This is a genomic window from Streptosporangium sp. NPDC000396 (genome assembly GCF_042898655.1).
In the GTDB taxonomy this organism is placed as follows: domain Bacteria; phylum Actinomycetota; class Actinomycetes; order Streptosporangiales; family Streptosporangiaceae; genus Streptosporangium.
The window spans coordinates 38,076-61,321 of sequence record NZ_JBIAZA010000032.1; the positions used below are offsets into that span (position 1 = coordinate 38,076).

A 23,246-nucleotide genomic window follows, 5' to 3' on the forward strand; every position below is an offset into this window, starting at 1 on the left:
GGAGAGGATAGTGCCATGAGCATCACACTCGCCGACGCCCGCGTCGTGACCCCCGAAGGTGTCCACGAAGGCTGGCTCACCATCGAAGACGGCCGCATCACCCACGTGGGCCAGGGTTCCGCCCCCGGGCCGGGGCACAGCCTCGCGGGCCGATACGTCGTGCCGGGTTTCGTCGACATCCACAACCACGGTGGGGCGGGCGGCTCCTTCCCCGCGGGCGATCCGGACCAGGCGAGCCGGATCGCCGCCCTGCACGCCCGGCACGGCACCACCACGCTCATGGCCAGCCTGGTCACCGCGACCCTGGACGACCTGGCCCGGGCGACCGCCGCCCTGGCCGACCTGTGCGAGGACGGCCTGCTGGCCGGGATCCACTTCGAGGGCCCCTACATCTCCAGGGCCCGCTGCGGCGCCCACGACCCGGCGCTGCTGCGCGAGCCGTCCCCTCAGGAGTTCACCGACCTGCTCAAGGCCGGGCGCGGCCACGTGCGGATGCTCACCATCGCCGCCGAACTGCCCGGCGCCCTGGACACCATCCGGGAGGCCGTCGCCAACAACGTGATCGCCGCCCTCGGGCACAGCGACGCCACCTACGAGCAGACCATCGCGGGCATCGACGCGGGCGGCAGCGTCGCGACCCACCTCTACAACGCGATGCCGCCGCTGCACCACCGCGACCCGGGCCCGGTCGCCGCGCTGCTGGAGGACGAGCGCGTCACGGTCGAGCTGATCAACGACGGCGTGCACCTCCACCCGGCGATGATGCGCCTGGCCTACGACGTCGCGGGCCCCGGCAGGACCGCCCTGATCACCGACGCGATGGCGGCGGCCGGCATGGGTGACGGCGTCTACCGGCTCGGCCCGATGAAGGTCGACGTCGTGGACGGCGTCGCCCGGCTGGCCGAGGGCGGCTCCATCGCGGGCAGCACCCTGACCATGGACGTCGCGTTCCGGCGCAGCGTCCGGGAGGTCGGCCTGTCCATGGCCGAGGCGGCCGAGGTCGCCTCCCTCACTCCCTCCCGAGTGCTCGGCCTCGCCGACCGCCTCGGCTCCGTCTCCGTCGGCAAGCAGGCCGACCTGGTAGTGCTCACCGACGACCTGGAAGTCGCGGGCGTCATGAAGCACGGAAGCTGGATCACGGAACCCCGATGACCTCATCGCCCGCCCCGCACGGCACGATCCTGACCGTCACGCTGAACCTGGCCCTCGACGTCACCTACATGACCGAGAACGTCGACTGGGACGGCGTCAACCGGGTGCGGACCGTGCACCGCAGGGCGGGCGGCAAAGGTGTCAACGTGGCCAGAGTGCTCGCCGACCTCGGCCGCGACGTTCTCGTCACGGGCCTGTCCGGCGGCCCCACCGGCCGCGCGGCCGAGGCCGACCTCGCCGCGGCGGGCCTGCCCGCCGCACTCACCCCGATCGCCGCCGAGTCGCGCTCCACCCTGGCCGTCTGCGATCTCGCCCCCGCCCCCGGCACGGTGTCTACCGTCGGCGGCGCGGAGCGGGCCGCGCGGCGCACGGCGCTGTTCAACGAACCCGGACCGGTCGTGACCGAGGCGGAGCTCGAACGCTTTCTGCACGACTACGACACGCGTCTGGGGCGGGCCGCGACGGTCGTGATCTCCGGCAGCCTGCCCCGCGGAGTGCCCGCCGGCTTCTACGCCGAACTCGCGGCCCGAGCCCGCGAGCGGGGCGTCCCGGCGATCGTGGACGCCGACGGCGAGCCGCTCAGGCACGCCCCCGCGGGCCGCCCCTCGATCGTCAAGCCCAACGCCGAGGAACTCTCCCGCGCCCTGGCCCTGGAAAGCGCCCTGGCCCGGGGAGACGGCGGCCCGGCGGCCTCCGGCGAGGTCCTCGAAACCGAGACGCTCCGGCACGACGGGGCGTCACCCACCGGCCGGCGGCCATCCGGGACGACCCTCGCGGGAGCCGCGATGCTCCGGCAGGGCGGGGCGGAGTCGGTCGTGGTGTCCCTCGGCGCCGACGGGCTGCTGGCTGTGACCCCCGAGGGCGCCTGGCGGGCCGCCATGCCGTACCGGGTGGAGGGGAACCCCACCGGGGCCGGTGACGCGCTCGTCGCGGGGCTGGCGCTGGGCCTGGTGGAGGGCATGCCCTGGCCCGACCGGCTGCGCCGCGCGGCCGCCCTCGGCGCGGCCGCGGTGGCCGCCCCGGTCGCCGGTGAGGTCGACCGGGAAACGTTCCAGAGGATCCATCCCGGAATCCGGGTGGAAGCGCTGCACCCGTAGGCACCCCGAGCTCCGCATCGAGCCGGTGATCCCGTAAAGGAAGTAGACGAAAGGGCCATCATGCCTGTTGTCGGCATTGGAGACATCATCCGCGACGCTCCGGCGGGCGTCGGCGCGTTCAACGTCATCCAGTTGGAGCACGCCGAGGCGATCGTCGCCGGAGCCGAGGCGGCGGGCACGCCCGTCGTGCTGCAGATCAGCGAGAACTGTGTCCGCTTTCACGGCGCCCTCGCCCCGATCGCGACCGCGTCGCTCGCGGTGGCCAGGGCGGCGACGGTGCCGGTGGCCGTGCACCTCGACCACGCCACGGACCGCGCACTCGTCGAGGAGGCCGTGGAACTGGGCCTGGGCTCGGTGATGTTCGACGCCTCGGCCCTGCCCGACGAGGAGAACGTGGCGCTGACGGCCGAGGTCACCGCCGCGTGTCACGGGCGTGGCGTGTGGGTGGAGGCCGAGCTCGGCGAGGTGGGCGGCAAGGACGGGGTGCACGCGCCGGGGGTGCGGACCAAGCCGCACGAGGCCGCGGACTACGTGAGCCGGACGGGTGTGGACGCGCTCGCCGTGGCCGTGGGCAGTTCCCACGCCATGACGACCAGGGACGCCGTCCTCGACCTGGAGCTGATCGCCGACCTGCGTGCCGCCGTCCCGGTCCCGCTGGTGCTCCACGGCTCTTCCGGCGTGCCGGACGACACCCTGCGCGCCGCCGTACGGCACGGCATGAAGAAGATCAACATCGCCACGCACCTCAACAAGACCTTCACCCGCGCGATCCGCGACTACCTGGCGGCCGACGAGAAGGTGGTGGACTCCCGCAAGTACGTCGGGGCCGGCCGTACGGCCATCGCCACCGAGGTCACCCGCCTTCTGGGCGTCCTGGCGGGCTGATCACGGCCAGTCCCAGCGGATGCCGACCAGGCCGGGCTGGAGCGAGCCGGCCACCAGATGGACCGCGTGGTGGGCGTTGAGGGTGAGCTCACCGCGGTCGTGTTCGCCCGTGGCGTTGTCGTGGCGGGCGAAACGGTGGACGCGAAGCGGGAGGGCGGCCGGGTCGAAGCTCACCCGGAGCATGTACTGGCCGGCCGGGAAGCGGAATCCCCGCTCGTACTTGGTGGTCTCCACACCGCTCGGATCGGCGAGCTCGTAGCGGATCACCTGGGTGTCCCCGACCTGGAGCGCCCGGTCGAACAGCAGCTCGGCCACCACCAGGGCGGTCGGCCCGTCACGGCGGACCCGGCCGACCCTGCAGTCCTCCAGTGCCCGGATCCGCACGCGTTCCACGTCGCATCCCAGGTCACCCCGGTAGACCATGATGTAGCGATCGGCGGCGTCCTCCTGCGCCCGCACCACCTGGAGCGTCTCACGCCGGGTGGTGCTGCGGTCCGCCCCGATCTGCAGCGTCTCGTACATCCCGGCCATGTGCAGCCGCCGGTCGTCGGTGACCCCGTCCAGGTCGTGCAGCAGGGCCGACAGGGCGCGGGCGGAACCCGCGATCGAGGGGGGCGGCACGGTGCCCGGCCGCGACCCGCCGTTCTGTCCCCGGCCTCGGGGCCGGGGCGGGCCGAGCAGGCCCATCAGCGAGCGCGGCGGCAGGGTGAGGATCTCCTCCAGCGCACGCACGGCGCGCAGCGACTCGGGCCGTTCAGGGCGGCGCAGGCCCTGTTGCCAGTAGCTCAGGCTCGTCATCCCGACCCGCAGGCCGCGCTCTTCCAGGCGCCGGCGGAGCCGGTCCAGGGTCAGGCCGCGCGCCTCCACCGCGGCGCGGAGCGCGGTATGGAAAGGGCCCTCGCTGAGGGCATCCCGGAGTTCGCGATCAACCGACACATGCGAATGTTCACAGATTTTCGCCCATACGTCACTTTCACAAACACTTAATCCAGCCCCGCGAAGCACTCATCTCATGCTTAATCCACCGGAACCCGCTAGACCCTTTCATTCCTGTTCACGCCGTCAGTCCACTTCGCGGGCACTTCGTTACGCTTCGATCTGCTTCATTTCGCTTCGCTCTGCTTCGTTTTGCTTCGTTTCGCGAAACCCACGGCCGCTGCCGCCTCTCGTCCCCCGGCCCGCTGCCGTCTCCCCGCCGGACGGCGAAAACGACGAACGCCCGGCCTGACAGGCCGGGCGTTCGCGCGAGCTGTCAGACGCCGTACGGGGCGACGACGACCTCGACCCGCTGGAACTCCTTCAGGTCGGAGTATCCGGCGGTGGCCATCGTGCGCTTGAGGGCGCCCATCAGGTTCATCGAGCCATCGGCCACCGAGGACGGGCCGTGCAGGATCTGCTCCAGCGTGCCGATCGTGCCGAACTCGACCCGCTTGCCCCGGGGCAGCTCGGGGTGCTGCGCCTCCGACCCCCAGTGGAAGCCGCGGCCGGGAGCCTCGACGGCCCTGGCCAGCGGCGAGCCGACCATGACCGCGTCGGCGCCGCAGGCGATCGCCTTGGCGATGTCACCGGAGGTGCCCATGCCGCCGTCGGCGATGACGTGGACATACCGGCCGCCGGACTCGTCCATGTAGTCGCGGCGTGCCGCGGCCACGTCGGAGATCGCGGTGGCCATCGGCACGGCCACGCCCAGCACCGTGCGGGTGGTGTGCGAGGCGCCGCCGCCGAAGCCGACGAGCACGCCGGCCGCACCGGTCCGCATCAGGTGCAGCGCCGCCGTGTAGGTGGCACAGCCGCCGACGATCACCGGGACGTCGAGCTCGTAGATGAACTGCTTGAGGTTCAGCGGCTCGGCCCGGCCGGAGACGTGCTCGGCGGAGACCGTGGTGCCGCGGATCACGAAGATGTCCACGCCCGCGTCGATGACGGCCTTGTGGTACTGGACCGTGCGCTGCGGGGACAGACGGACGGCCGTGGTCACCCCGGCCGCGCGGATCTCCTCGATGCGCTGGCCGATCAGCTCTTCCTTGATCGGCGCGTTGTAGATCTCCTGGAGCCGCCTGGTCGCGGCCTCACCCTTGAGCTCGGCCACCTCGGCCAGCAGGGGCATCGGGTCGTCATAGCGGGTCCAGAGCCCTTCGAGGTCCAGCACCGCGAGACCGCCGAGCCGGCCGACCTCGATCGCGGTCTTCGGCGAGACCACGCTGTCCATCGGGCTCACCACGACGGGCAGATCGAACCGGTAGGCGTCGATCTGCCAGGCGATCGAGACCTCCTCCGGGTCACGAGTGCGCCGGGACGGGACGATGCCGATCTCGTCGAGCGCGTAGGCACGACGGCCGTTCTTGCCGCGCCCGATCTCCACCTGAGTCATATGCCTGTCTTTCCCATTTCGTGCGTGTACGGCTCACGCCGAGCGGGCGCGAGCCGTACGGTGCCAATGCGGCCCGCCTGCTCGCCGAGACCGGCGCGCGTCTCTCGTCGTTCGTCCTCGGTGTCCGCGACAGAAACCCTATCGGCGGTGGTAGTTCGGAGCCTCGACCGTCATCTGGATGTCGTGCGGGTGGCTCTCCTTGAGACCCGCCGCCGTGATCGGCATGAGCTCGCACTTGGTGTGCATCTCCGGGATCGTGCGGCAGCCGGAGTACCACATGCCCTGACGCAGGCCGCCGACGAGCTGGTGGGCGACCGCGGCGACCGGACCGCGGTAGGGCACCTGGCCCTCGATCCCCTCGGGGATGAACTTGTCCTCGCCGCCGACGTCGGCCTGGGCGTAGCGGTCCTTGCTGAAGGAGGCGCCGCCGCGCTCGCGGTTGCGGACCGCGCCGAGCGAGCCCATGCCCCGGTAGGACTTGAACTGCTTGCCGTTGATGAAGATCAGCTCGCCCGGGGACTCCTCGCAGCCCGCGAGCAGCGACCCCAGCATGACCGTGTCGGCTCCGGCCGCGATGGCCTTGACGATGTCTCCGGAGTACTGCAGGCCGCCGTCGCCGATCAGCGGCACTCCGGCCGGACCGGCGGCCAGGGAGGCCTCGTGGATGGCCGTCACCTGCGGGGCGCCGACACCGGCCACCACGCGGGTGGTGCAGATGGAGCCCGGCCCGACCCCGACCTTGACCGCGTCGGCTCCGGCGTCGATGAGCATCTGGGCACCCGCCCGGGTGGCGATGTTGCCGCCGATCACGTCGACCCGGCTGTTGGCCTTGATCTTGGCGATCATGTCGGCGAGTCCCTTGGAGTGACCGTGCGCGACGTCGACGATGATCGCGTCGGCACCGGCCTCGATCAGGGCCGCCGCGCGCTTCTCCGCGTCACCCCCGACACCGATGGCCGCCCCCACGACAAGCCGGCCATCGGCGTCCTTGGTGGCGAGCGGGTACTGCTCGCTCTTGGTGAAGTCCTTGACGGTGACGAGCCCGCGGAGCCGCCCGTCGGCGTCCACCAGCGGCAGCTTCTCGATCTTGTTCTTTCTGAGCAGGTCGAACGCGTCGTCCCTGGAGACTCCGACCGGGGCCGTGACGAGCGGCATCGGGGTCATGACCTCGCGCACCGGACGGCTGTGGTCGGTCTCGAAGCGCATGTCGCGGTTGGTGACGATGCCCACGAGCACGCCGCTCGCGTCGGTCACCGGGACACCGGAGATCCGGTAGGTGGCGCACAGACCCTCGACATCGGCGAGGGTGTCGCCCGGCGAGCAGGTGACCGGGTTGGTGACCATCCCGGCCTCGGAACGCTTGACGAGGTCGACCTGCTGAGCCTGGTCCTCGACGGAGAGGTTGCGGTGGAGGATGCCGATGCCGCCCTGGCGGGCCATCGCCACCGCCATCCGGGCCTCGGTGACGGTGTCCATCGCCGCGGAGATCAGCGGGATGCGCAGGGTGATCCCCCGGGACAGCCGCGTGCCGGTGTCGGCCTCTCCCGGCTGCAGATCCGAATAAGCAGGCACAAGGAGCACGTCGTCGAACGTGAGTCCCTGCTCGGTGAACTTGGCCATCTGCAACCCTCCTGCCGCGGCGCTCTCATGGGTGGGGATAGGCGCCGGCCCCCGGGTCACAGTTTAGAGTCTGGCTCCAAACCCGGAGGACACCGGGCAAGGTGGGAGACCAAGGCGGGAGACCGAGCGGTCGGTGACCCGCTCGGTCTCCCGGTCACCGGCACGCCGCGAGACGCCTCTGCACCGTCGAACCCCCCTCCGCGTTCGAACGGTGGCGCTGCCCGCGCCTGGTGCCGACGCTGCGTCAAGCCTGCGTCACGGTCCGTTCGTCCGCAATGTACAAACGTGCAACTGCACGAAGTTGCACCCGCGACATGCCGGTCGGGACAACGCCCGGACAGAGCGAATTCGCCGAGTTATCCTCTCGGCACATCCTGTCTCCTCAGGAGTCCCCACCGATGCGCGCTTACACGCCCTCACCGCCCGACCCGCTGGAAGCCCTGGGTCTCACTCCCGCGCAGACCGCCTTGTACAACGCGGTGCTGCGCCTGCACCGTGCCACCTGCGCCGAGCTCGCCCAGGCCACCGACGGCTCGCCCGAACTACTGGGCCATGAGCTGACCACCCTGGTGAGGCTGGGGGTGGTCGACGAGCAGGGCGGCGAATATCTCGCCAGGCATCCCGCCGCGTCCCTCGGCCATCTGATCGCCGATCGCCTGGACCGGCTCGCCGAGGAAAGCCGCAGGATCGACACCGTGCTTGAGTCGATCCGCGGCTTCATCCATCAGTACGACGCCGGATGCGACTACCAGTCCGGCCAGTTCTCGGTGGATCTGGTCAGCGGGGCCGACGAGCTCTACGAGAGCGTGATCGGCATGGCGGTCCAGGCGCCGCCGCTGGAGCTGCTGTCGGCCATCCCCGACGAGCGGACGGTGAGCGACTTCGCGCATCGCTACGCCGACCAGTGGATCGGAGCCCAGCACGCCGGCCTGCTCTCCTGCCGGGTCATCATCCCGGTTCACACGCTGGACACACCCGGCCTGCGGGACAAACTCAGCCAGTTCGAGCGGGCGGGAGCGCAGATCTGCACCCTCGGCACGGTACCGAGCTGGTTCCTCATCGCCGGCGCCGACACCGCGGGCATGCCCGCCCAGTGGGGCGGCGCCCTCGCCGAGAACGCCTACAACTTCCACCTGGTCCGGGCGGCCGTCGTGGTGGCCGCGCTGCGTTCGTTCTTCGAGGAGCTGTGGGCCCGCGCGGCACCGCTGCCCTGGACGCACCGCGCCGACAGCGTGGTCCGGGTGCTGCGGCTGGCGGCGCAGGGGGTCTGCGACGAGATGATCGCCCGGCAGCTCGGAGTCTCGGTGCGGACGGTACGGGCCCGCTTCGCCGACGCCATGGCCGAACTGGGCGCGCAGACCCGGTTCCAGGCCGGCGTGGAAGCGACCCGTCGTGGGTGGCTGGTGTAGTTCGGGGTCTGTTGGCCGCATCGAGGCCATAAGGTGGGATCGTGCTCGACGATGTCCCTCGCGACCCGTTCGCGGACGACCCCGACGACCCGGCGGCGGCGCTGGGTGATTCCGGTGAGCCCGAGCCCCTGACCTCAGCCGAACGCGACGAGGCCATGACCGATCTCGCCGACGTGGAGGTCTTCCGCTCCCTGCTTGAGCCCCAGGGCGTGCTCGGCCTGGTCCTCGACTGCCCGGAGTGCGGCGAGCAGCACTATTTCGACTGGGAGCTGCTGCGCGGCAACCTGCGCCAGATGATCGAGCTCGGTCAGCCGCAGGTGCACGAGCCCGCCTACCAGCCCAACCCGGCCGACTACGTCAGCTGGGAATACGCCCGAGGCTACGTGGACGGTGTGATCGACACCGAGGAACGCCGCTGATCGACGTCGTCGACCAGGGCGGCCAGCAGGCCGACGGCGACATCTGACGTGTGGACGGGCTCCCTGCGGGAGAGCGCCTCCAGAACGGCCTCGGTCTCGGCCACGGCCGGATCCTCGTCCGGCCCGTATCTCCGAGCCGGACGTCGAGGGTGGACCGCTGTCATGGCCGTGCCCGCTTCGGGGCCTCGCCGATCGAGCGAGTCCCGATTCGGGCTCCAGACCCCGGATGCCGAGCCTGGCTCGGCTGCTCCGCGGTCAAGCTATCGACTCCAGCTCCGCCATCGCCCTCAGCCGGGCGAGCGCCCGGTGCTGGGCAACACGGACCGCACCTGGTGACATGCCGAGTACATTACCCGTCTCTTCCGCCGAGAGGCCCGACACGACCCTGAGCATGAGCAGCTCACGTTGATTGTCCGGGAGCCTGGACAGCAGCCTGCGCGCGTGCTCGGCCTCGATGTAGCGCACCACGGTCTCCTCCGGCCCCGGCCCCTCGTCGGGCCCGTCCGGGAGGTCCTGTGTGGGTACGGCGGAGCGCACGGAGCTGCGCAACGCGTCGGCCACCTTGTGAGAGGCGATACCGAAGACGAAGGACGCGAAAGGACGCCCCATGTCCCGGTAACGCGGCAACGCGGACAGAACCGCGATGCACACTTCCTGGGCCACGTCGTCTGCGATGTGATACTGACCGGAAACCCGGCCAAGACGAGCACGGCAATAACGGACGACCATTGGCCGTAACTGCGCGATCAGAGATTCGATCGCGGTGCGATCTCCCTGAACGGCGAGGCTCGTCAGATCCTTGAGATCATCCCTATGGGCGATCCCTTCAGATCTCGTCGCAAGCCTTACCCCACTTTTGGCGTCGGCGACGCATCCCTCGGTCACGTTAGGCATGATGCCCGCCCTGATCCGGCCTGTCCTCATGGCAAACGGCTACGGATTGGTCACATTGAGACGGAGATAACGGGGTGTAATCGAATGGCGACAGTAGAGGCTGTTCTAAGTGGGAACATTTCATCGAATTGCTGAATATGACAGCCATTTGTTGGAACAGCGTTTGGCTTGCGCGCAACATGCGATGACGCTTTGGGGTCCCTTTCGGTTTACCGGAAAACGCAAACGGCTCGCATCCCTTGATGGGATGCGAGCCGTACGGATCCGATGAAGATCAGTGGCCGTGGCCGTGACCGTGGCCGTGACCACCGGCGGCCGGGGCCTCCTCCTCGGGCTTGTCCACCACGAGCGCCTCGGTCGTCAGCAGCATGCCGGCGATGGAGGCGGCGTTCTGGACGGCCGAGCGGGTGACCTTAACCGGGTCGATGACACCCTGGGCGATCAAATCGCCGTAGTCACCGGTGGCGGCGTTGAACCCCTGGCCGACGGGCAGCTCGGAGACCTTGGAGGTCACGACGTAGCCCTCCAGGCCGGCGTTCTCGGCGATCCAGCGAGCCGGCTCGATGAGCGCCTTGCGAACCACGGCGACACCGGTCGCCTCGTCGCCGCTCAGGCCCAGGTCGTCCAGAACCTTGGAGACGTGGATCAGCGCGGAGCCACCGCCGGAGACGATGCCCTCCTCGATCGCGGCGCGGGTCGCGGAGATCGCGTCCTCAAGACGGTGCTTCTTCTCCTTGAGCTCCACCTCGGTGGCCGCACCGACCCTCAGCACGCAGACACCGCCGGCGAGCTTGGCGAGGCGCTCCTGGAGCTTCTCGCGGTCCCAGTCGGAGTCGGACTGCTCGATGGCGTACTTGATCTCCTTGACCCGGCCGGCGATCGCCTGCGCGTCGCCCGCACCGTCCACGATGGTGGTGGAGTCCTTGGTGATCACGATGCGGCGGGCGCTGCCGAGCACCTCGACGCCGACGGTGTCCAGCTTGAGGCCGACCTCTTCGCTGACGACCTGGCCACCGGTGAGGATGGCGATGTCCTGCAGCATGGCCTTGCGCCGGTCACCGAAGCCCGGCGCCTTGACCGCGACGGAGGTGAAGGTGCCACGGATCTTGTTCGTGACCAGGACCGCCAGGGCCTCGCCCTCGACGTCCTCGGCGATGACGAGCAGCGGCTTCTTGGTCTGCACGACCTTCTCCAGCAGCGGCAGGAAGTCCGCGACGGAGGAGATCTTGCCCTGGGAGATCAGGATGTAGGCGTCCTCAAGGACCGCTTCCATCCGCTCCTGGTCGGTCACCATGTAGGGCGACAGGTAGCCCTTGTCGAACTGGAGGCCCTCGGTGAACTCAAGCTCCAGGCCCATGGTGTTGGACTCTTCGACGGTGATGACACCGTCCTTGCCCACCTTGTCGAACGCCTCGGCGATCAGCTCACCGATCTTCTCGTCCTGGGCGGAGATCGTCGCTACGTTCGCGATCTCCTTCTTGTCCTCGACCGGACGCGCGGACTCGATCAGCCTGTCGCTGACGGCCCTGGCGGCGAGGTCGATGCCGCGCTTGAGGGACAGCGGCTGGGCGCCGGCGGCGACGTTACGCAGACCCTCGCGAACCATCGCCTGGGCGAGCACGGTGGCGGTGGTCGTGCCGTCACCGGCGATGTCGTTGGTCTTGGTGGCGACTTCCTTGGCCAGCTGGGCGCCGAGGTTCTCGTACGGCTTCTCCAGCTCGACCTCGCGAGCGATGGTGACACCGTCGTTGGTGATGGTCGGCGCACCGAACTTCTTGTCGATGACGACGTTGCGGCCGCGCGGGCCAAGGGTCACCTTCACGGCATCCGCGAGGGCGTTCACACCACGCTCAAGAGCGCGGCGTGCGTCCTCCTCGAACGACAGGGTCTTCGGCATGACAATCCTCCCTAAAGTACGTCGGCGTATCAAAGCCCCGGGCGCTCTCGCGTCCCGGGGCTCGATACGTCATCTGTGTGAAGCGTGAATTACTTCTCGATGATGGCGAGCACGTCGCGGGCGGAGAGCACGAGGTACTCCTCGCCGCCGTACTTCACCTCGGTGCCGCCGTACTTGCTGTAGAGGACGACATCGCCCTCCTTGACGTCGAGCGGGATACGCTTCTCGCCGTCCTCGTCCCAGTTACCCGGGCCCACCGCGAGAACCTTGCCCTCCTGGGGCTTCTCCTTGGCGGTGTCCGGGATAACCAGACCGGAAGCGGTGGTCTGCTCGGCCTCCAGCGGCTGGACCACGATGCGGTCGCCGAGCGGCTTAACGGGAACCTTGGTGGCGGTCGTCACGTCGGACCTCCCCTTCAGATTTGAATGATCTAGAAGAGGCGACCAGCGGTCTGCCGTCGCGGGTGTCAGACCTGCCTCGTCGCATATTTATTGGCACTCTCACCGGGAGAGTGCCAATACGGAACAGTATGCAAGGAGGCCTTGACAGTCAACACGAACCACCCATGCGTGCTTCATGCGAGCGTCAAGCCTTGCGCCGCTTCACCACAGACAGGCTCCGGACACACTGGACCCGCCCCTCGCACAGCTCCCGGGAGTGCCGCACGAAACCAGCACCTCTCCAGGCTCACTGGAATTTTCTTCTGCCATCCAAACCCCTCGCACATCGAGGCACAAGAGGTTCGAAAAGAACAAGGCGTCCATCTCTACCTCCAGTTCATCTCTACCTCCAAAGGAGTCCCCGCCTTCCCTGACACAGGCGACAACGACCCCGATCCGGGGGAACATGAGAGAGATGACCAGGAAGCTCTGATGGGAATGTGACCCGATGACCACGAACGGTGACGGAGACGACGCTAGGGTGGAGGGCGTGACCAGCACTGTGAGCAAGGAAACGGGCGCACTGCGTGACGCTGATGAGTTGCTCGCCAACTGGCCGTATCCCCCGCCCGGAGGGTGGACGGCCGACGACCTCGACCGGCTCCCCCAGAACGGCCCCAACGGCGAGCTGGACTTCTTCAAGCACGTCGAACTCATCGATGGAGCCCTCATCTTCATGTCCCCCCAAAGGCGCTTCCACGAGTACCTCCTGTATGGACTACGCACCACCCTCAACGCACAGGCTCCCGATCACCTCAAAGCGGTGATGCAGATGGATCTCGTGCTTGGTCCGAGACAGCGCCCATGTCCGGACGTTGTCGTCGTCGACAAGCAAGCGGCGCAGGATCGGTCCCGCACCGCCTACACGCCCAACGAAGTGCATCTGGTCATCGAAGTCGTCTCACCCGAATCCGAATTCCGCGACCACAGTGTCAAGCCGGAGCTCTACGCCAAGGCAGGCATCCCCCACTTCTGGCTGGTAGAGAACAAAGCTGACGAGCCGACAGTCTTCGTCTATCAACTCGATCCGGTCAGCCGGTCCTACTCGGTCACCGGCATCCACCACGACCGTCTCAAGGTCGCCGAACCATTCCCCATCGACATCGACCTCATAGAGTTGCCGGACTGAGACCGGGGAGAAAGCCGCACCTCGACCAGACGGTAACGTCGGGTGGCGTGGACCTTGACGCATTCCGGGAGCTGTTGACCCCGCGTGGCCAGGAGGCCCTGGGAGCGGCGGCCGAGATCGTGGGCGACGACCCGGTGGCGGCGGTGACGCGGCTCAGGAAGACCTACGACCCCGGCCTGACCTCGGCGGCGCTCACGCAGGCCACGCTCAGGCGGCGCGCGAGAGAGAAGTTCGGCGCCGACGCCGATCTCATGTACTTCACCTCGGACGGCCTGGAACAGGCGACCCGCCGCGAGGTCGCCGACCACCGCGCCCGGCGCATCGGCCCCGGCTCCCGCATCGCCGACGTCTGCTGCGGCATCGGCGGTGATCTGCTCGCGCTGGCCAGGGCCGAATGCACCGTGGAGGCCGTGGACGCCGACCCGCTCACCGCCGCGATCGCCCAGGCGAACGCCGACGCCCTGGGGTTCGGCGACCGGGTTTCGGTCCGTGTGGCCGACGCCACCACGATCGACCCGGCGGCCTTCGACGTCCTGTTCGCCGACCCCGCCCGCCGTACGGCACGAGGCAGGACCTTCGATCCGATGGCCTACTCGCCACCGTGGCCTGAGGTCCTGGAGATGGTGGCGAGGGCTCGCGCGGCCTGCCTGAAGGTGGCCCCCGGCATTCCCTACGAGTTCATCCCCGACGGCGCCGAAGCCGAGTGGGTCTCCTACAAGGGCGACGTCAAGGAAGCCGTGATCTGGTGCGGCAAGCTGGCCGGCGACACGGAGCGAAGGGCCACGCTCCTGCCCTCGGGCGTGACGATGACGCCCGATCCGGTGCTCGGCCGGCCCGAGCACGGTCCTGTCGGCCGCTACGTCTACGAACCAGACGGCGCGGCGATCCGGGCCCATCTCGTGGCGGAGATCGCCGCCATGGTCGGCGGGCACCTGCTCGACCCGCACATCGCCTACATCACCGGGGACGTCGCGACGCGGACGCCATGGGCATCTCTGTACGAGGTTCACGAGGTGCTGCCATTCTCACTCAAACGACTGCGGGCGGCGCTCCGCGAGCGCGGAGTGGGCAACGTGACGCTCAAAAAACGGGGCTCCGCCGTCGACCTCGAACGTTTGCGGAGAGACTTGCGACTTTCTGGGGATAAATCTTCGGTAGTCATTCTTACCCGAATTGTCGACAGGCCGTTCGCCCTTATCTGCACCCCTTACTGACCTGCTGAAATAATGGATTCGGACAATCTGTCGACAATCACGATCTTTTAAATTCGACTCCGAAAAACCTTGATCCAGAGGCTAAGGTTGCCGGGCGGGAGTTCTTCCGCCGCCTGCGGTTCAACCGCGTTTATTAGCAAACCGGACCAATCCCACCGCGCGGCTGACCGTCGGCGCGTGAAGGAGCCTTTCGGTGGATCATTCCGACCACACCCTGCTCCAGGCAGGCAGCCAGACCGCCATCTCCGATCGGATGCGCGAGCTCCTCGCCCGCGCAGCCCAGGATCACGTGTACGAGCAGCGCACCCAGGGCGCCGTGCTCGACGAGATCCGCCAGCGCCTGGAAGGCATGGAGTGGTTGCTGAGGGAGGTCAGGGAACGCGAGCTCGGCGGCCTCAGCGGCACCCTGGACTCCGTTCACGGCCGCCTGGACGACATCGCCGTCCGCCCCCCGGCCTGGGCCGAAGGCCTCGCCCAGCACGTCGAGGCGGTCCGCGACCACGTGGACGCCGTTGGCGAGCGCGTCGACACCGTCCGCGACCGGGTCACGCCCATCGGTGAGTTGCCAAGCCTCTGGGCCGACGTCGGCACCGTCGGGGAGAGCATGGACGAGGCACTCTCCCGCCTCCAGGCGATCATCGACGACGGCCAGGGCACCGGCGAACGAATGAGCGAGTTCGCCAGGCGCCTCGGTCAGATCCAGACGAACATGGAGGCCGCGGCCAACCGGTTCACCCGCCTGGACAAAGCTCTGGCCGACCTCGTCCAGCGCTCCGAGCGCATCGAGTCCGGGATGCTCGACCTGTCCGCGAGCCTGCAGGAGATCGTCGGCGAGGCCGCCGACCGCCTGCTCGCCGCCGTCGAGCAGGCGAACGGCAAGGTCGACCTGGTGGCGACCCGCCTGGACAGCCGGGCCGACGACATCGAGAGCCGGGTCGACCGGGTGAACGGCCTGCTGGGCGGAATCGACGGACGCTGCGCCACCTTGGAGGAGCGGGTGTCCGCCGCGGACTCCCGCGTCGGCGCGGTGGGCGGCCACCTCGGCGAGATCTCCACCCGCCACGACGGCCGCTTCGACATGCTCGACGAGCGTCTCGACGACGTCGAGGGCCGTGTCACCAGCCGGGTCGACGTCGTCGACTCCCGCCTGTGCGCACTGGAGAGCCAGGCGGAGAAGATCGGCCTGCGGCTGGAGAGCGTGGACGACCACGTCGAGACCGTCAACCAGCGTGTCGGCGAGTTACCCGCCACCTTCGACATCGGCGGGATCCACAAGAACATCGACGCGCTCATCGGCACCCACGCCGACGACCACGCCAAGCGCTTCGACTCCCTGGAGGAGCGCGCCGCCCAGGCCCAGGCCGCCCTCGTCCCCCTGGCGGAGATGCTCCGCGCCCAGCCCGACCGAGAGCAGCTCTCCGAAGCCCTCGGCGAGATCATGGAACCCGCCCGCGCGGACCTCACCCGCCGCCTGGGCGCGCTGGAGGAGACCATGCTGGCCCTCGCCGAAGCCCTCCTCCGCCCCACCCGCAACGACAAGGACTGACAAGAACCGAAGCCCCCGGCCCGCGCCGCCGAAAGGCGCGGGCACCGGCCACTCCCCCAGGCCCGCGACCCTCAGAACTCGCGCTCCTCCCGGACCTGTACCTTCTCTGGGCCGTACCTTCTCTGGGCCGTGCCTTCTCTGGGCCGTGCCTTCTCGGAGCCCGCCCCGGCCCCGTCAGAACCGCCCGCCCTCCCCGGAGGGGTAACCCTTGCCGGGCCCCTGCCCGTCGGCCAGGCCGGGGTTCGCTCTCACCTCACGACACAGGTTGACCTGGACCACTTCCAGCAACGAGGACAGCGTTTCGGTCTGCTCAGGCGTCAGCCCCAGGGTCATCCGCCGGTGCACCTCGGTCAGGATCCGCTCGATCTCGGGACGCAGCGCGTCGCCCTTCGGCGTGGTCTCCACGATGCTGACGCGCCGGTTGGCCGGGCTGGGGCTCCGGCTGATGAACCCGCTCCGCTCAAGGCGCTGCAGGGTCTTGGTCATCGTGGACACGTCGATCCCGAGCAGCTTGGCCAGGACGTTCTGTGACTGCGGCCCCCTCTCCCAGAGCAGGCTCATCACACGCTCCTGACCCGGATAGAGATCGATCTCCGCGAGGAGGCTGGTGAGCAGCAGGCGATGACCACGCATCGCCTGATTCATCAGGCGGTTCAGGTCATCGCAGACTGCCCCACACGATTCGGCTCCCTCGGCGCCTTCCTCCAGCACTGGTTCCGTCATGACAGGCCCCCTCTTTCCGGGTCCGAGCCTATCGCTTGCAAGTTGGCCGACCAAGTTGTAGAACTAACCATTGGCTGGCCAAGTTGGTCAGCCAAATTGGCTGGCAAAGGAAGGATCGGTCATGCCGTTCACACCGTTCAAGCTCGGTGCCCTGGAGTTGCCCAACCGCCTCGTGATGGCACCCATGACCCGCTCACGGGCCTACGTCGAGGGCATTCCCTCCTCGCTGACCGCTCTCTACTACGCCCAACGCGCCTCGGCCGGTCTAATCGTCACCGAGGGAGCGCAGCCAAGCCCGGCCGGCAAGGGATACATGAACACGCCGGGGCTGCACACCGACGAGCAGGTGGCCGGGTGGCGTGAGGTCACGGACGCCGTCCACGCGGCGGGCGGGCGGATCTTCGCCCAGATCATGCACACCGGCCGGATCGGCCATCCCGACAACACCGGCGCGCTGCCCGTCGCCCCGTCCGCCGTACGGCCCGCGACGCAGATCTTCACGCCGAACGGCATGCAGGACATCCCCACCCCCGTGGAGCTGTCCACCGGCAAGGTCGAGGCGACCATCGGCGACTTCGTCGACGCCGCCCGCCGCGCCGTCGACGCCGGTTTCGACGGGGTCGAACTGCACGGCGCGAACGGCTATCTCATCCACCAGTTCCTGTCGCAGAACGCCAACCTGCGCGACGACCGCTTCGGCGGATCCGTGGACGGCCGGATCCGGTTCGCCGTGGAGGCCGCACGGGCGGTCGCGGAGGCGATCGGCGCGTCCAGGGTCGGCATCCGGCTGTCGCCCGGCACCGGCGCCCAGGAAGTGGTCGAAGACGACGCGCACGAGGTCTACCCGGCGCTGGTCTCCGCGCTCTCCGAGATCGGCCTGGCCTACCTGCACCTCATCGCGGGCGGTTCGGACGAGCTCTACGAGCGGGTCCGCGCCCTGTGGCCCAACACCCTCATCGTCAACGACCCTTCACTCGCCGATCCGGCCGACGCCGCCTCCCACTGGCTGGGCCGCGGCGCCGACCTGGTCTCGCTGGGCAGGGCCTTCCTGGCCAACCCCGACCTGCCGCTTCGCCTGCGCCTCGGCGCGTCGCTCAACGAACCCGACTTCACCACGGCCTTCGGCGGCGACCACCGCGGTTACACCGACTACCCGACGCTCGCCCTTCACCCGGCGTGAGATCGTCCTGCCCGGAAGCGGGGATCACACGTGGACGGTGGTGATCGGAAGTGACGAGTCGGCGGGGATGTCCAGCGGGGACGCGGTGACACCGGCGGCCACCAGGTCGGCGCCCAGCGCGGCCACCATGGCCCCGTTGTCCGTGCACAGCCCCGGGCGCGGGACGCGGAGCCGTACGCCGGCCGCGTCGCAGCGCTCCTGGGCGAGGGCACGCAGGCGGGAGTTGGCCGCCACGCCGCCGCCGATCAGCAGGTCCTGGACGTCATACTTACGGCACGCCTGAAGGGCCTTGCGGGTCAGCACGTCGACCACGGCCTCCTGGAACGACGCCGCGACGTCGGGCACGTGGATCGACTCGCCGGATCTCTCCCGGGCCTCCACCCATCGCGCCACGGCGGTCTTCAGCCCGGAGAACGAGAAGTCCAGCGTGCCGTCGTCGTATTTGCCGCGTGGGAAGGCGATGGCCGTGCCGGAACCGTCCCGGGCCGCCCTGTCGATGTAGGGACCGCCGGGGAAGGGCAGGCCGAGAACACGGGCGACCTTGTCGAACGCCTCGCCGGCGGCGTCGTCGACCGTGGATCCCAGCGAGATGACCTCCTTGGCGACATCGGGTACCAGCAGCAGGGAGGAGTGCCCACCCGACACCAGCATGGCGATGCACGGCTTGGGCAGGGCCCCGTGTTCGAGCTGGTCCACGGCCACATGAGCGGCCAGATGATTCACTCCGTACAGCGGCACCCCGAGGCCCAGCGAATACGCCTTGGCCGCGGCGACACCGACGAGCAGCGCCCCGGCCAGGCCGGGGCCTGCGGTCACCGCGATCGCGTCGATGTCGGAGAAGCGCAGGCCCGCCTGCTCCAGCGCCCGCTCAACGGTCGGGGTCATCGCCTCCAGATGCGCCCGGGAGGCCACCTCGGGCACCACTCCGCCGAAGCGGGCGTGCTCCTCGACGCTGGACGCGATCGTGTTGGCCAGCAGGGTGTGTCCCCGGACGATACCCACTCCGGTCTCGTCGCAGGAGGTCTCGATGCCCAGGACTAGGGGTTCGTCACGCATTGAGGTCCTTCTTCATCGTGATCGCGTCGGTGCCGTCCTCGTAGTAGCGACGGCGCAGGCCGAGCCGCTCGAAGCCGAACCGCTCGTACATCGACTGCGCGTCCGGGTTGTCGGCACGCACCTCCAGGAAGATCGCCTGCGCGCCCCGTCGTACGGCCTCCGCCAGCAGTTCGGTCAGCATGACGCTGCCGATCCCGGTTCGCCGGCAGTCGGCCGAGACGGCGATGGTCTGCACGTCCGCCTGGTCGCCGGCCGCGAAAAGCCCGGCGTAGCCGACGATCTCGTCGTTCACCAGAGCCACCACGTAGTGACGGGTGTGGGGCTGGCCGTTGAGTTCGTCGCGGAGCATGCCCTCGCTCCACGCGTCCTTGGGAAAGATCTCCCGCTCCAGTTTCATCACCGCGGGGAGATCGTCCATGGTCATCTGCCGCAGCACGGCGCTCATGCGGAGACCTTCTTCGGGGTCCCGGGCACTTGAGCGTCGGGACGGCGCAGGTAGAGCGGGCGGGGCAGGCTCAGCACGGGATGCGTGCCGCTTTCCACCACCTCCCGGACGTCCGGCTCGCCGAGTTGCTCGGCGGCCAGCGCGGCCAGTGCTCCCGCGAAGGGATACTCCGGCGCGTCCGCCAGGCGAGAGGCGCCGATGATCTCGGCGTACATCCGGGCACCGGCGCCGACGAGCGGAAGACGCTCCGGCAGGTTCTGGGGTTTGTCCACCGCGGGGCCCGACAGCCGGGTCCGCGGGTCCTCGTAGTGTCCCCAGAACACCTCTTTGCGCCGCGCGTCGGTGGCCACCAGGAACGGCTCGGTCAGCCCGCTGCCGTAGGCGATGGCGTCGAGCGTGCACACGCCGTAGGCCGGGACGCCCAGCGACGTCGCCAGGGCCTGGGCGGTCACCAGACCGACTCTCAAGCCGGTGTAGGGACCGGGCCCCGAGCCCGCGACGACGGTGGTGACGTCGCCGAGCGAGGCTCCGGCCTCCCGCAGGACCGTCTCGATCGTGGGCACGAGCAGTTCACCGTGGCGACGCGCGTCAACGGTCGTCGATTCGGCGAGGACCCTCTCACCGTCGTGCAGCGCTGCGGTGACGGCGGGGGTCGCGGTATCAAAGGCCAGGACCAGCACGAACAGTTAGCCTAGTCCGTCGGACGGCATTCGGGCCCACATCGCCGGTCCAGACGGCCCTTCGGCCGTCGCGCGGTCAGGCCCTGGAGTCGTCCGGCCTGACGAGGGTGGCGTAGACGATGATGTTGTCGCGGTACTCGTGCCTGTCCCAGTCGAAGCTCCCCCCACAGGTGATCAGCCGCAGGCCGTCCTCAAGATAGACCTTGTCCGCCGGGAAGCGGTTCTTGCTGATCTGCTCGACGGAGTCCACGCGATACTGGGCGACCTTGCCGTCACTGCGCACGACCTTGACGACCTGCCCCTCCCGGATGTTCTTGAGCTTGTAGAAGACCGCGGGAGCGGTCTTGGTGTCCACGTGTCCGAGGATCACGGCGGGGCCCTCATCGCCGGGGACCACGCTGTCCTTGAGCCACCCCGCCGTCTCCGGCTTCTCGTACGGCGGGAGCTCGATCTGCCCGTCCTTCACACCGAGCTTCATCAGGGGCGCCTTGATGCCCAGCGACGGGATGTCGATGCGGCTGGGCACGACCGAGGCTCGGGCGGGTGGTTCGTCCTCTCCGCCGCCCTTGTTGAGGGCGACCATGACGGCACCGGTGATGATTCCGGCCACGATGATCCGTGACCAGCGGGGGGACTCGGCCATGTCGGGTGCTACGGTCGGCGGCGGCGCACGATCGCGAAGCCGAGGCCACCGGCCAGGGCTGCGGCCAGCAGCGCTCCGGTCACACCGAACGGCATGCCCGTGTCCCGGGGGCCGCCGGCCGCGGTGCCGCCGCCGCCCGTGCCGGGTCCGTGGGTGCTGATGACGGTCCGTGTCGGCCTGGGGGTGGTGCTCGGCTTGGACGGCTTGGAGTCGGCCACGATCCTGAGGCTGGCCTTGCCGGTGTCGTTGGTCCCCTCGCACCGGGCGTTGACCTCGTAGACGCCGGCCTCGGCGCCGGCGGCGACGGTGGCCTGGCCGCGGACCCACGGCTTCGCCACGGGGGTGGCGCCGGCCGAGGGAGCCGGGCTGGGCGTGGTCAGGATCGGGTCGAGTGTGATCGGTGTGCGGAAGATCCGGGACGACGCGGTGCCCCGGTGCTCGGGACCGCCCTGGGGAATCGGGCAGTTCGCCAGCACCCACACCTTCTGCCCGGCCCTGGCGCGGCCGGGCTGCAACTGGACCTCGATGTCCTCCCGGCTGATCGCCTTCTCCTGCCCGGTGGGCGAGCTGGCCGAAACGGGATTACCCGAGTTCGCCTCGGCCGTGCATCCGGCCACTCCGAAAAGAGCGATGGCCCCTAGAACCGCGACACGCTTGACCCTTGGCAACGTCGCACTCCACTTCGCACTCCGGCCGACGACCCTCGCCCGGCACGACTTCCCACCTTTTCCCCATTAAACATGGGCAAACCCATCAGAGTCGATCTTCGGCTCCGATGATCTATACCAAGAGGGATGCAGGGCTAGCGTGCCAGGATTTGCGTGTCTACGGGGGCGAATCAGACGATGCCTTCCCAGCGGCGGCCGACGCCGCGAAGCCGTACCGTCCGCTCCTCGCCGGACTCTCCGCGTTCGATGAAGATCTCCAGCCGGTCGTCGGCGAGCCCCTCGACCATGCCCTCGCCCCACTCCACGACCGTCACCGACTCCTCCAGCGAGGCGTCCAGGTCCAGGTCGTCGACCTCCAGGTCACCACCGAGCCGGTAGGCGTCCACGTGCACCAGTGCGGGCCCACCCGACAGGGAGGGGTGCACCCGGGCGATGACGAAGGTCGGAGAGGTGATCGGCCCACGCACCTTGAGGCCTTCGGCGATCCCCTGGACCAGGGTCGTCTTGCCCGCGCCGAGCGGTCCGGACAGCACGGCCAGGTCACCCGGACGCAGCAGCTCGGCCAGCTCCGCGCCCAGCTCCCTCATCTCCTCGACGGTCGCCACGATTCTCACTGCTCGATCACTCCTGTTGATGGTCACGCCGGCCACGACCCCCGCGGCGGCCTCGCGGATCGCGATTCACGCTTCCGGGCCCGCCTCACCGTTCCGTGTCGTCCGCAGCGCTGTCCGCGGACGCCCGCTTGAGCAGGTCGCGCAGGGCGTCGTTGACAACGGTCGGCCGCTCCAGCTGGACCAGGTGCGAGCTGTTGGGAATCTCGGCGAACTGGGCACGAGGCAGCGCCGCCGCCATCGCCTTGCTGTGGTCGACGGGCGTCAGCCAGTCTTTCTCTCCCACCATGATGGAGGTGGGAATGTCATCCAGGACATCCAGGGCGCTCAGCTTGTCGTGTGACATCAGCGCCGGGTAGAAGTTGGCGATCACTTCGAACGGGGTCGAGCGGATCATCGACTCGGCGAAGTCCACCACCGTGGGACTGACGTTCCTGGAGTCGCCGAAACCCAGATAGCGCAGGACCAGGAAGGCCACGTCGTTGCCCGCCTCGCGCCCCTTGTCCACCAGCTCGCCGTTACGGCTCAGGATCGACACCGTGCTCGGCGTGACCTTGTGCACGGCTTTGGACAGCAGCGCGGGAAGACCCAGGGAGAGCTCGGCCAGTTTGCCGGCGGAAGTGGAGATCAGCGCGACACCCTTGATCTTGTCGCCGAACAGCGCGGGGTGCCGGTCCGCCAGCGCCATGATCGTCATACCGCCCATGGAGTGCCCCACCAGCACGCAGGGCCCGGGCACCAGGGCCTCGATCAGCTCGGCCAGGTCGTCGCCGAGCCGGTCGATCGTGGAGTCCTCGGACGTGACGCGCGGCGAGCGCCCGTGGGAGCGCTGGTCCCACAGCACCAGGCGGTAAGAGTCACGCAGGTCACGCCGCTGGTAGTGCCAGGAGTCCAGGTTGAGCGTGTAGCCGTGGCACAGCACCACCGTCAGCGGGGCGTCTTCGGGCCCGTCCACCTCGGCGTAGAGGGGCACGCCGTCGGAGGTGGTGACCGTGGTGGGGCGGCCGCGCAGTTCGCCGAACGGCTCGCTCGCCTCCAGGTCGGGCCGCAGCCTGATGCGGCCGACGGCGTACCGCTTGGCGAGGGCCGCGGCGGCCACTCCGGCCGACGCGGCGCCGACGATCGCGCCGGCGATCCCGACCTTGCGCCGTGTGGTAGTACTCATGC

At 69.1% G+C, this 23,246-nt stretch carries 24 protein-coding genes; 9 read left to right on the plus strand and 15 right to left on the minus strand.

The genetic code is table 11. The annotated features are described in order from the left end of the window. Positions 1-15 precede the first annotated feature (15 nt). From nagA to ACFY2X_RS37530, 3 genes are read left to right on the plus strand one after another with little or no spacing between them, the layout of a single operon-like run. Complete coding sequence (nagA, locus tag ACFY2X_RS37520) at positions 16-1,152, plus strand: N-acetylglucosamine-6-phosphate deacetylase (RefSeq protein WP_389947838.1); 1,137 nt, start codon at positions 16-18, stop codon at positions 1,150-1,152. Continuing rightward, positions 1,149-2,249 carry a 1-phosphofructokinase family hexose kinase gene (locus ACFY2X_RS37525; protein ID WP_389947839.1) on the plus strand — a complete coding sequence of 367 codons (1,101 nt, stop codon included), beginning with the start codon at positions 1,149-1,151 and terminating at the stop codon, positions 2,247-2,249. The genes nagA and ACFY2X_RS37525 overlap by 4 nt, the downstream gene beginning before the upstream one ends. A 60-nt stretch (positions 2,250-2,309) precedes the next feature. After that, the gene (locus ACFY2X_RS37530; protein ID WP_389947840.1) at positions 2,310-3,134 is read left to right on the plus strand and encodes a ketose-bisphosphate aldolase; all 825 of its coding nucleotides are present in this window, start codon (positions 2,310-2,312) and stop codon (positions 3,132-3,134) included. Here ACFY2X_RS37530 and ACFY2X_RS37535 read toward each other — a convergent pair whose 3' ends face one another. The 3 genes from ACFY2X_RS37535 to guaB form a co-directional block, all read right to left on the minus strand. Continuing rightward, complete coding sequence (locus ACFY2X_RS37535) at positions 3,135-4,070, minus strand: hypothetical protein (RefSeq protein ID WP_389947841.1); 936 nt, start codon at positions 4,068-4,070, stop codon at positions 3,135-3,137. It abuts the gene before it with no gap. A gap of 316 nt (positions 4,071-4,386) precedes the next feature. Beyond that, a complete protein-coding gene (locus tag ACFY2X_RS37540) occupies positions 4,387-5,505 on the minus strand; it encodes a GuaB3 family IMP dehydrogenase-related protein (RefSeq protein WP_389947842.1) in 1,119 nt (372 codons plus the stop codon). Positions 5,506-5,643: 138 nt separating this feature from the next. Continuing rightward, a complete protein-coding gene (gene guaB / locus ACFY2X_RS37545) occupies positions 5,644-7,125 on the minus strand; it encodes an IMP dehydrogenase (protein WP_389947843.1) in 1,482 nt (493 codons plus the stop codon). 398 nt (positions 7,126-7,523) lie between these two features. On the opposite strand from guaB, the gene ACFY2X_RS37550 reads away from it, so the two are divergent. Both ACFY2X_RS37550 and ACFY2X_RS37555 read left to right on the plus strand, forming a co-directional pair. Continuing rightward, positions 7,524-8,534 (plus strand): LuxR family transcriptional regulator, encoded by a 1,011-nt coding sequence (locus ACFY2X_RS37550; RefSeq protein WP_389947844.1) that lies wholly within the window; start codon positions 7,524-7,526, stop codon positions 8,532-8,534. 41 nt (positions 8,535-8,575) lie between these two features. Then, on the plus strand, positions 8,576-8,953 hold the full coding sequence (locus ACFY2X_RS37555; RefSeq protein ID WP_389947845.1) for a DUF5319 family protein: 378 nt from the start codon (positions 8,576-8,578) through the stop codon (positions 8,951-8,953). Here ACFY2X_RS37555 and ACFY2X_RS37560 read toward each other — a convergent pair. The 4 genes from ACFY2X_RS37560 to groES all read right to left on the minus strand — a co-directional run bounded on the left by ACFY2X_RS37560 (position 8,914) and on the right by groES (position 12,145). Continuing rightward, a complete protein-coding gene (locus tag ACFY2X_RS37560) occupies positions 8,914-9,057 on the minus strand; it encodes a hypothetical protein (protein ID WP_389947846.1) in 144 nt (47 codons plus the stop codon). The genes ACFY2X_RS37555 and ACFY2X_RS37560 overlap by 40 nt on opposite strands. A 151-nt stretch (positions 9,058-9,208) precedes the next feature. Then, the gene (locus tag ACFY2X_RS37565; protein ID WP_271220211.1) at positions 9,209-9,847 is read right to left on the minus strand and encodes a sigma-70 family RNA polymerase sigma factor; all 639 of its coding nucleotides are present in this window, start codon (positions 9,845-9,847) and stop codon (positions 9,209-9,211) included. A gap of 274 nt (positions 9,848-10,121) precedes the next feature. Beyond that, positions 10,122-11,744: a chaperonin GroEL gene (gene groL, locus ACFY2X_RS37570; protein ID WP_389947847.1), complete on the minus strand. Its 1,623-nt coding sequence runs from the start codon at positions 11,742-11,744 to the stop codon at positions 10,122-10,124. A gap of 89 nt (positions 11,745-11,833) precedes the next feature. After that, the gene (gene groES / locus ACFY2X_RS37575) at positions 11,834-12,145 is read right to left on the minus strand and encodes a co-chaperone GroES (protein WP_055482820.1); all 312 of its coding nucleotides are present in this window, start codon (positions 12,143-12,145) and stop codon (positions 11,834-11,836) included. A gap of 487 nt (positions 12,146-12,632) precedes the next feature. Here groES and ACFY2X_RS37580 point away from each other — a divergent pair, with 487 nt between their 5' ends. The 3 genes from ACFY2X_RS37580 (at position 12,633) to ACFY2X_RS37590 (ending at position 16,073) form a co-directional block, all read left to right on the plus strand. Next, entirely contained in the window at positions 12,633-13,313 is a 681-nt protein-coding gene (locus ACFY2X_RS37580; RefSeq protein ID WP_389947848.1) for a Uma2 family endonuclease, read from the plus strand. Positions 13,314-13,360: 47 nt separating this feature from the next. Beyond that, positions 13,361-14,527, plus strand: a complete 1,167-nt coding sequence (locus ACFY2X_RS37585; protein WP_389947849.1) for a methyltransferase domain-containing protein — start codon at positions 13,361-13,363, stop codon at positions 14,525-14,527. Positions 14,528-14,720: 193 nt separating this feature from the next. Further along, complete coding sequence (locus tag ACFY2X_RS37590; protein ID WP_389947850.1) at positions 14,721-16,073, plus strand: hypothetical protein; 1,353 nt, start codon at positions 14,721-14,723, stop codon at positions 16,071-16,073. Between the two features lie 174 nt (positions 16,074-16,247). Here ACFY2X_RS37590 and ACFY2X_RS37595 read toward each other — a convergent pair whose 3' ends face one another. Next, a complete protein-coding gene (locus tag ACFY2X_RS37595; RefSeq protein ID WP_389947851.1) occupies positions 16,248-16,796 on the minus strand; it encodes a MarR family winged helix-turn-helix transcriptional regulator in 549 nt (182 codons plus the stop codon). A 121-nt stretch (positions 16,797-16,917) separates the two neighbouring features. Between ACFY2X_RS37595 and ACFY2X_RS37600 the strand changes: the two genes are divergently transcribed. Then, positions 16,918-17,976, plus strand: a complete 1,059-nt coding sequence (locus tag ACFY2X_RS37600) for an alkene reductase (RefSeq protein ID WP_389947852.1) — start codon at positions 16,918-16,920, stop codon at positions 17,974-17,976. A gap of 24 nt (positions 17,977-18,000) precedes the next feature. Here ACFY2X_RS37600 and tsaD read toward each other — a convergent pair whose 3' ends face one another. The 7 genes from tsaD to ACFY2X_RS37635 form a co-directional block, all read right to left on the minus strand. Continuing rightward, on the minus strand, positions 18,001-19,032 hold the full coding sequence (gene tsaD / locus ACFY2X_RS37605; protein WP_389947853.1) for a tRNA (adenosine(37)-N6)-threonylcarbamoyltransferase complex transferase subunit TsaD: 1,032 nt from the start codon (positions 19,030-19,032) through the stop codon (positions 18,001-18,003). After that, positions 19,025-19,477 carry a ribosomal protein S18-alanine N-acetyltransferase gene (gene rimI / locus ACFY2X_RS37610; protein ID WP_389947854.1) on the minus strand — a complete coding sequence of 151 codons (453 nt, stop codon included), beginning with the start codon at positions 19,475-19,477 and terminating at the stop codon, positions 19,025-19,027. The genes tsaD and rimI overlap by 8 nt, the downstream gene beginning before the upstream one ends. Continuing rightward, positions 19,474-20,157 carry a tRNA (adenosine(37)-N6)-threonylcarbamoyltransferase complex dimerization subunit type 1 TsaB gene (gene tsaB, locus ACFY2X_RS37615; protein ID WP_389947855.1) on the minus strand — a complete coding sequence of 228 codons (684 nt, stop codon included), beginning with the start codon at positions 20,155-20,157 and terminating at the stop codon, positions 19,474-19,476. The genes rimI and tsaB overlap by 4 nt, the downstream gene beginning before the upstream one ends. A 76-nt stretch (positions 20,158-20,233) precedes the next feature. After that, on the minus strand, positions 20,234-20,800 hold the full coding sequence (locus tag ACFY2X_RS37620; RefSeq protein WP_389947856.1) for a class F sortase: 567 nt from the start codon (positions 20,798-20,800) through the stop codon (positions 20,234-20,236). An 8-nt stretch (positions 20,801-20,808) separates the two neighbouring features. Continuing rightward, the gene (locus ACFY2X_RS37625) at positions 20,809-21,468 is read right to left on the minus strand and encodes a hypothetical protein (protein WP_389947857.1); all 660 of its coding nucleotides are present in this window, start codon (positions 21,466-21,468) and stop codon (positions 20,809-20,811) included. A 170-nt stretch (positions 21,469-21,638) separates the two neighbouring features. Next, positions 21,639-22,055: a tRNA (adenosine(37)-N6)-threonylcarbamoyltransferase complex ATPase subunit type 1 TsaE gene (gene tsaE, locus ACFY2X_RS37630; RefSeq protein ID WP_389947915.1), complete on the minus strand. Its 417-nt coding sequence runs from the start codon at positions 22,053-22,055 to the stop codon at positions 21,639-21,641. A gap of 112 nt (positions 22,056-22,167) precedes the next feature. After that, positions 22,168-23,244 carry an alpha/beta fold hydrolase gene (locus ACFY2X_RS37635; protein WP_389947858.1) on the minus strand — a complete coding sequence of 359 codons (1,077 nt, stop codon included), beginning with the start codon at positions 23,242-23,244 and terminating at the stop codon, positions 22,168-22,170. Between the last annotated feature and the right edge of the window lie 2 nt (positions 23,245-23,246).